This window comes from Burkholderia sp. ABCPW 14 (genome assembly GCF_001523835.1).
In the GTDB taxonomy this organism is placed as follows: Bacteria; Pseudomonadota; Gammaproteobacteria; order Burkholderiales; family Burkholderiaceae; genus Burkholderia; species Burkholderia mayonis.
Map to the genome: position 1 here is coordinate 1 of NZ_LOVS01000041.1, position 6,703 is coordinate 6,703.

The window sequence follows — 6,703 nt, forward strand, 5'->3', positions numbered from 1 at the left end:
GCGCCTTGTTCCTCTCCGCCTTCGCTGCCTTACGAGACCCAGTCTCACGGGCCTATTACTCGCGCAAGATCCAGCAAGGCAAGCGCCACAACCAAGCGCTCATCGCACTGGCTCGGCGACGCTGCGACGTCCTGTTCGCCATGCTGCGCGACGGCACCATTTACCAACCCAAGTCAGCCCCTAACGCTTGACGAACAACATAGGGGCCCCCCCCGCCCCGCCGCCGGCGCGCTCGACGCGTTCCACCCCGTCGTCGCCGCCTGGTTCTCCGATACCTTCGCCGCGCCGACCGGCGCGCAGGCGCTCGCATGGCCGCACATCAAGGCCGGCCGCTCGACGCTCGTCGCCGCGCCGACGGGCTCCGGCAAGACGCTCACCGCATTCCTGTCCGCGCTCGACGATCTGGTGCGCGATGCGCTCGCGCACGACGGCGCGCTGCCGGACGAAACGCTCGTCGTCTACGTATCGCCGCTGAAGGCGCTGTCGAACGACATCCACGTGAACCTCGAAGCGCCGCTCGGGGGCATCGCCGCCGAGATCGCAAGGCGCGGGCTGCCGGCGCCGCAGATTCGCACCGCGGTCCGCACGGGCGACACGACGCAGGCCGAGCGCGTCGCGCACCGCAAGCACGCGCCGCACATTCTCGTCACGACCCCGGAATCGCTGTACGTGCTGCTGTCGTCCGAATCGGGCCGGCAGATGCTCGCGAGCACGCGCACCGTGATCGTCGACGAAATCCACGCGCTCGCGAACAACAAGCGCGGCAGCCATCTCGCGCTGTCGCTCGAGCGGCTCGACGCGCTCGCCGGCCGCAGGCTGCCGAGGATCGGGCTGTCCGCGACGCAAAAGCCGGTCGAGGCGGTCGCGCGCTTTCTCGTCGGCGGCCGCGACGACGCGCCGCTCGACTGCGCGATCGTCGACACGGGCCACACGCGCACGCGCGACCTCGCGCTCGAATTGCCGCCCGTGCCGCTCGGCCCAGTGATGGCGAACGACGTGTGGGAGCGCCTCTACGACCGGATCGCCGAGCTTGCGGCCGCACACCGGACGACGCTCGTGTTCGTCAACACGCGCCGGATGGCCGAGCGCGCCGCGCGCCATCTCGCCGACCGCCTGGGCGCGGACGCGATCGCCGCGCATCACGGCAGCCTCGCGAAGGCGCATCGCCTCGACGCCGAGCAGCGCTTGAAGCACGGCAAGCTGAAGCTGCTCGTCGCGACCGCGTCGCTCGAGCTGGGGATCGACATCGGCGACGTCGATCTCGTCTGCCAGCTCGGCTCGCCGCGCGGAATCGCGCCGTTCTTGCAGCGCGTCGGGCGCTCCGGGCACCGCGTCGGCGGCGTGCCGAAGGGGCGGCTCTTTGCGCTGTCGCGCGACGAGCTCGTCGAATGCGCGGCGCTCCTCGACTGCGTGCGGCGCGGCGAGCTCGACCTGCTGCGAATCCCGCACGCGCCGCTCGACGTGCTCGCGCAGCAGCTCGTCGCCGAGGTTGCGTGCCGCGAGTGGGACGAGGACGCGCTCTATCGCTGCATGACGCAGGCCGCGCCGTACGCGGCGCTTTCGCGCGAGCAGTTCGACGGCGTGCTGACGATGCTCGCCGAAGGCTTCACGAGCCGGCGCGGCGCGCGCGCCGCGTACCTGCATCGCGACGTCGTTTCGCACACGGTGCGCGGGCGGCGCGGCGCGCGGCTCGCGGCCGTCACGTCGGGCGGCACGATTCCCGACAACGCCGACTACGCGGTGCTGCTCGAGCCGCAAGGCGTAAACATCGGCACCGTCAACGAGGATTTCGCGGTCGAGAGCCTCGCGGGCGACGTGTTCCAGCTCGGCAACCAGTCGTACCGGATCATCCGGATCGAGACGGGGCGCGTGCGCGTGGAGGATGCGCATGGGCAGGCGCCGAACATCCCGTTCTGGCTCGGCGAGGCGCCCGCGCGCAGCGACGAGCTGTCGGCGGGCGTCGCGCGGCTGCGCGCGCATGTCGACGCGCTGCTGGCGCGCGGAGACGCGCGCGGCGCGCACGATGGCGCGGATATGGACGATGTCGGGGCGGAGAGCGTCGGGGCGGAGAGCGTCGGGGCGGAGAGCGTCGGTGCGGAGAGCGTCGGCGCGGCGGTCGAGATCGGCCGCGTTTCGCGCACGGGCGACAACGCGCGGAATACTCGGACGAATGCGCCGCCAGCCTCACGCACGACGGCGAGCGCGCGACGCGATGCGCCGCTCGCGCGCGCCGATTCGCCAACGTCTCGAACCCGCGTGCGGCCGCGCGCGGAAACCGGCTCGACGCCGCCCGATAAAGCCGCTGCTGCCGCCACGCGCGCCGCGTCATCCGCCGACGCAGGCACGCCGCCTGCCCGCGACGGCGAGGTCGCCCCGTTCGCGCAAGGCGGCAGGCCAGTCGCCGCCGCGGACGACAATACATCGCTCAGCCGCACCGGCGCCCGCCTCCCCGCTCCAGCCGTTCCAGCCGCTCCGGCCGCCGCGTCGCGATCCGCCACCGCATCCATCGACACCGCGCCGTCCGAAGCCGCCCCCGAACCGCGCCGACTCGCGCCCGTGCTCGCGTGGCTGACGGGCGAGCTCGGCCTCGACGCCGCAGCCGCGCGACAGATCGCCGACTACCTCGCGCGCGCCCGCGCGGCGCTCGGCGCGCTGCCGACGCAGGACACGCTCGTGATGGAGCGCTTCTTCGACGAATCGGGCGGCATGCAGCTCGTGATCCACTCGCCGTTCGGCAGCCGGATCAACCGCGCGTGGGGCCTCGCGCTGCGCAAGCGCTTTTGCCGCACGTTCAACTTCGAGTTGCAGGCGGCCGCGACCGACGACGCGCTGATCCTCTCGCTGTCGCTCGCGCACAGTTTCGCGCTCGACGAAGTCTGGCGCTATCTGCGCTCGGCGAGCGCCGAGCACGTGCTGATCCAGGCGCTCCTCGACGCGCCGCTCTTCAATGCGCGCTGGCGCTGGAACGCGACGACCTCGCTCGCGCTACCGCGCTTCGCGGGCGGCCGCAAGGTCGCGCCGCAGTTGCAGCGGATGAAGAGCGACGATCTGCTCGCGACCGTGTTCCCCGATCAGGTCGCGTGCGCGGAGAACATCGTCGGCGAGCGCGAAGTGCCGAAGCACCCGCTCGTCGACCAGACGCTCGACGACTGCCTGCACGAAGCGATGGACACCGAAGGCTGGCTCGCGCTGCTGCGGCGGATCGAGTCGGGCGGCGTCGCGCTCGTCGCGCGCGATTTGCCCGCGCCGTCGCCGCTCGCGGCCGAGATCCTCAACGCGAAGCCGTACGCGTTCCTCGACGACGCGCCGCTCGAGGAGCGCCGCACGCAGGCCGTGCTCGCGCGGCGATGGAGCGATCCGGCATCCGCCGACGATCTCGGCGCGCTCGACGCGGGCGCGATCGATTCGGTGCGCGACGAGGCCTGGCCGCTCGTGCGCGACGACGACGAGATGCACGACGCGCTCGTCGGCCTCGCATGTGTGTCCGACGGCGAAATCGACGCGAACGACGGCTGGCGCACGTGCGCCGAGCGGCTCGCGGCCCGCAAGCGCGCCGCCCGGCTCGCGCTCGCGGACGGCCGCGGACTGTGGATACCCGCCGAGCGCGTCGCGTGCATGCGCGCGCTATACGGCGGCGACGCCGCGCTCGCGCCGCCGCCCGGCTTCGACGCGCCGTGGGCGCCCGACGCGGCGCTCGTCGACGTGATCCGCGCGCGGCTCACGGGCTTCGGGCCGCTGACGGCCGACGCGCTCGCGGCGCCGCTCGCGCTGCCCGCGTCGTCGGTCTCAATCGCGCTCGCCGCCCTCGAGCGCGAAGGCTACGCGATGCGCGGCCGCTTCACGCCGGGCGCGCGCGACGACGAATGGTGCGAGCGGCATCTGCTCGCGCGCATCCACCGCTACACGGTGAAGCGGCTGCGGCGCGAGATCGAGCCCGTCGAGCTCGCGGACTTCATGCGCTTCCTGTTCCACTGGCAGCGCATCGCACCCGACACGCGCGGGATGGGCGTGGATGCGCTCGCATCGGTCGTCCATCAGCTCGAAGGCTTCGAGGCAGCCGCGAGCGCATGGGAAGACGAGTTGCTGCCCGCGCGGCTCGCCGACTACGTGACGGGCGGCCTCGACGAGCCGTGCCGCGCCGGCAAGCTCGCGTGGGCGCGGCTCGGCGCGCCGGCGAAGGCCGCGAGCGTGCCCGTGAAGACGACGCCCGTCGTGCTGCTGCCGCGCCGCGAGCTCGCCGTCTGGCAGGCGCTGCGCGATCCGGCCGCGCAACCGGCGCTGTCGGCGCGCGCCGAGCGCGTGCGCGCGACGCTCGCCGCGTACGGCGCGATGTTCTTCGACGAGCTGATCGCGCACGCGCGCCTGTTGCCCGTCGAGCTCGAGCGCGCGCTCGGCGAGCTCGTCGCGGCGGGCCTCGTCAACGCGGACAGCTTCGCGGGCCTGCGCGCGCTGATCAAGCCGGCCGCGCAGCGCAGCGCGCACCGGTCGTCGCGCACGCGGCGCGGCGGCGCGCTGATCGGCGGGATGGACGACGCGGGACGCTGGGCGCTCGTCCAACGGCTGCCGCTGACTCGCGCCGATTTCGGCGACGACGAAAACGCGTTCGAAGGCGCGCTCGAAGACGTCGAGAACAGCAGCGGCAGCGGCGACGCTCGCCATCCCGACAATCCGGACACCGTCGCGCTCGGCGACGCGCGCGTGGCGCGCGTGGCGCGCGCGATGCGCGCCGCACCGCCGCCGACGGGCCGCCATACAATCGCGCCGGCCGCGCTCGAGCACATCGCGCGGACGCTCTTGCGCCGCTACGGCGTCGTGTTCTGGCGAATCCTCGCGTGCGAAGCCGAATGGATGCCGAGCTGGCGCGAGCTGCTGCCCGTCTATCGGCGGCTCGAGGCGCGCGGCGAGATCCGCGGCGGCCGCTTCGTCTCGGGCCTCGCGGGCGAGCAGTTCGCGCTGCCCGACGCGATCCCGATCCTGCGCGACCTCCGCCGCCGGCCGGCCGAAGGGCTGATGCTGTGCGTGAGCGGCGCCGATCCGCTCAATCTGACAGGCACGCTGCTGCCGGGCGACCGCGTGCCCGCGCTCGCGGGCAACCGGATCCTGTTCCGCGACGGCGTGCCGATCGCGTCGCTCGTCGGCGGACAGTTCGTCTACGCGCGCGAACTCGACGCCGTCGAGCAGGACGACGCGCGCGCGAGGCTCGCGCGGCATCGATGACGCACGCGACTGCCTCGACGACGCGACACGCGTGAGCCGCGACGTTCGGCCCAACGCCGACGCGCGCCCCGCCACCGATACGGCCGCCGCTTCGCCGCACTCGCGACGTCGACGCCGCATGCGGATCAAGTCGACCTGACGCCGTATCTCGCCGACGGCCCCAACACGCTGATGACCGCCGGCGTCGACTGGAGCGGCCCGGCGACGTTCAAGGGAACCGTCGTCGTCGGCAAGATCGGGACGCCGGCCTCCTTCACCGCCCCGAGCACGCCGAACGGCATCGTTTTCCGTCAGGCGTTTGTCGTTCCGCAATAACCGGGTCCTGCGCGCAGTCGAGACGCTCGACATGCGCGCCGGCATCGTCGTCGATACGCTGCTGTCGATCCGCGAGTTGCCGAAGCGCATGGCGGACGCATGGTCGAAGACACCCGCATCCCGTGCCGCGCGCCGTTTCGGATTCAATTCGTTCACGTTCCTGCGACGCGACGAGCGCGAGCGGTCGCTCGGTCTCGTCGGCCGGTTCTGGCGGCCGAATCCGTGAGCCCGGCGCGGCCCCTCCCCAACTCGGTACAAGAACCTCGCATCGTGATCGCCCGCATCCCGGACCAGCCGCTTCGCCGTCCTGGCCGGTCGCCATCCGTGGGTCGCCGGCGCGCTGGGCACGCTGATCTGCCGGAGTGGAGCCCTTCGTTCCGGGCCTGTGCCCCTACTATCCGGCCAACCGCCATCCGCCGACCGCGCTGCGGCTGCTCGCGCAGGCGGTTCGCGACTGGGCCGCGCGAAAATAGGCGGCTCGATCCGCGAATGAAACGGCGTCGCGCGGCTTCGATGCGAATCGGCGGCGAGCGCCGCCGGCCGCGCGCCGCTCGCGACAGACGGCGCGTCCACCGATCCGCTTCCTCGCCGGTCCGATAAAGAGTAATCTGACGCCGCTTCGATCAACGACACCCGCGATGAGCAAAACCAGAAAATTCTCACTAATCGCCCTGGCTTTCACGGTCGTGGGTTTTTATCACCTGTTCACGTTTTTCCACAACAACCAGACGGGCTGCGTTCCGTTTCGAGCGCATCTGACATGCCGATATCAGAACGTGGAGAATTTTCAGAACCTGCAGAATCTCGAGTTGTTCTTCGCGTGCGCGTGGCTCGCGGCGGCAGTGCTTTGCTGGATGACTGTGGCGCAAGCGCGCAAGGAGCGTGCATAACGGAACGCCGACGGCGGACGTGGTGAACACCGGCGGCAATTCGGTTCACCGCCTTCGTCGATGGGCGCTGCCGGCCGCTGCCGGCTCTTCTTTTCGTCGGCATCCTGCATTAAGTACGGCCGGACGTTGGAATCGAGGAGATGAGCGTCGCGCAGCAAGACGTCCGGTGGCCGTCGAACGCAACCGCGCGGCCATCAATGCGGACATTCTCGTCGCCCTCCGCGATCACGCAATGATCGTGGCCGTTCATCGGACAGGTGCAGCGATCGCCGACACAGGCC

At 71.7% G+C, this 6,703-nt stretch carries 4 protein-coding genes and 3 pseudogenes; 6 read left to right on the forward strand and 1 reads right to left on the reverse strand.

The genetic code is table 11. From position 1 onward, the window contains the following. The 6 genes and pseudogenes from WS62_RS35985 to WS62_RS05790 all read left to right on the forward strand — a co-directional run. Positions 1-191 (forward strand): annotated as a pseudogene (locus WS62_RS35985) (IS110 family transposase); the annotation flags it as partial. Positions 192-195: 4 nt separating this feature from the next. Then, positions 196-5,143 (forward strand): annotated as a pseudogene (locus WS62_RS37910) (Lhr family helicase); the annotation flags it as partial. Between the two features lie 245 nt (positions 5,144-5,388). Next, positions 5,389-5,532 carry a hypothetical protein gene (locus WS62_RS05780; RefSeq protein WP_231748202.1) on the forward strand — a complete coding sequence of 48 codons (144 nt, stop codon included), beginning with the start codon at positions 5,389-5,391 and terminating at the stop codon, positions 5,530-5,532. Between the two features lie 31 nt (positions 5,533-5,563). Beyond that, on the forward strand, positions 5,564-5,758 hold the full coding sequence (locus tag WS62_RS05785; protein ID WP_156440875.1) for a hypothetical protein: 195 nt from the start codon (positions 5,564-5,566) through the stop codon (positions 5,756-5,758). A gap of 128 nt (positions 5,759-5,886) precedes the next feature. Continuing rightward, a pseudogene (locus WS62_RS37915) lies at positions 5,887-6,005 on the forward strand (LysR family transcriptional regulator); the annotation flags it as partial. Between the two features lie 165 nt (positions 6,006-6,170). Then, positions 6,171-6,422, forward strand: coding sequence for a hypothetical protein (locus WS62_RS05790; protein ID WP_226383248.1), 252 nt, complete (start codon positions 6,171-6,173; stop codon positions 6,420-6,422). Positions 6,423-6,531: 109 nt separating this feature from the next. Here WS62_RS05790 and WS62_RS32715 read toward each other — a convergent pair. Continuing rightward, a partial coding sequence (locus WS62_RS32715; protein ID WP_197422767.1) for a PAAR domain-containing protein occupies positions 6,532-6,703 on the reverse strand: 172 nt, incomplete at its 5' end.

Coding starts and splice junctions, on each gene's coding strand:
- WS62_RS05780 (WP_231748202.1), top strand. CDS start 5,389: ATGACCGCCGGCGTCGACTGGAGCGGCCCGGCGACGTTCAAGGGAACC.
- WS62_RS05785 (WP_156440875.1), top strand. CDS start 5,564: ATGCGCGCCGGCATCGTCGTCGATACGCTGCTGTCGATCCGCGAGTTG.
- WS62_RS05790 (WP_226383248.1), top strand. CDS start 6,171: ATGAGCAAAACCAGAAAATTCTCACTAATCGCCCTGGCTTTCACGGTC.